The sequence below is a fragment of the Paraburkholderia sp. RL18-085-BIA-A genome, assembly GCF_046027075.1.
Classification (GTDB): Bacteria; Pseudomonadota; Gammaproteobacteria; order Burkholderiales; family Burkholderiaceae; genus Paraburkholderia.
Window position 1 is genome coordinate 1 of the sequence record NZ_JARESU010000484.1, and the last position, 1,015, is coordinate 1,015.

Genomic DNA, 1,015 nt, shown 5'->3' on the forward strand with positions numbered 1-1,015 from the left:
CCAGCGCATCCCGCTATGTCGCGTGAAGAGATCTATCACCACTTCGAGAGCTTCCGGCCGTCGAAGATCTGGGAATTGTGCGTGGGATCCTGTTGAGCTGAGACGTGATGAAGCGGCGTCTGCGTGAAGGCGTAGAGTTCTTCCGCTTCCTGCGCGCACGAAGCGTGTTGGGGAGATGAAGTCCTTGGCGTGGGTTGCCTGGCTGATCGGTCTGCCGCTAACAAGCGGACTGATCGCCGTTGAAGGTGCTCTTCACTGGGAGCATCTTTTCCTCATGGCACTACCGCTTCTGCGTGGCACGGCCGCCGCACTAGCCATCGCTTATACGGTGCTAGGCGGCGCGTTGATCGGACGTTTCTTTGCCCGTAGCACCTCGGAACCCACCGGCTTTCCGGCGGTCCGATCGTCAAGCCTTTGCACGGCGACGAATGGATCTTGCTCAGCAACCTGTCGAGCTTCTGCGAGCAGGATTTTCCAGGTCCGGTGCAATTCCTGTTCGGCGTGCACGGCTCGGAAGATCCGGCGCTCCAAGCGTATACTGCGCGGCTTAAAGTCGCACCCACGGCTCTGAGGTGGCAGAGGTCAGCGATGCTTCGCTGCACCCGAGTGGTGTGGTCTACGTCAGAACGTATCTCCCGGCCCTACACCCATCCCTCCATCAGCACGCGCGCGCTGCGGCTTATGATGCCTTTTTCACCGCGCACTCTCCGTCAATCGGAGTGGCTTGCGCGCCCACCCGCAACGTGCCGGACGTCCATGAATTCGAGCTGGACCTCGGCGGCGGGGAAGGCCACGCCGTCGAGCTTCACCTCGTACGCGTGATAGCCGGGATATTTGTACAGATCGGCGCGCGTCTGCATTGTTTCGACGGCGGCCTCTTGCGTGCCTTCGACCTTTACCGTCTCGTAGAAAATTAGCGCCGCGGAGTTTCTCTACCTTCGGACTCGGCTATAGAGCGACACTGCGTCAAACCACGCGTGACTTGCCCGCGTCGGCAGCACGGCGGCACACGCCC

The 1,015-nt window shown here is 61.0% G+C and carries 1 protein-coding gene and 1 pseudogene; one reads left to right on the top strand and one right to left on the bottom strand.

Features of this window, described 5'->3' with window-relative positions:
- The first annotated feature begins 435 nt into the window (after positions 1-435).
- Positions 436-822, top strand: coding sequence for a hypothetical protein (locus tag P0D89_RS54855; protein ID WP_494478581.1), 387 nt, complete (start codon positions 436-438; stop codon positions 820-822).
- On the opposite strand, the pseudogene prpB reads toward P0D89_RS54855, so the two are convergent.
- Positions 792-929: pseudogene (gene prpB, locus P0D89_RS54860) on the bottom strand (methylisocitrate lyase); the annotation flags it as partial. The gene P0D89_RS54855 and the pseudogene prpB sit on opposite strands and share 31 nt — an antisense overlap.
- Between the last annotated feature and the right edge of the window lie 86 nt (positions 930-1,015).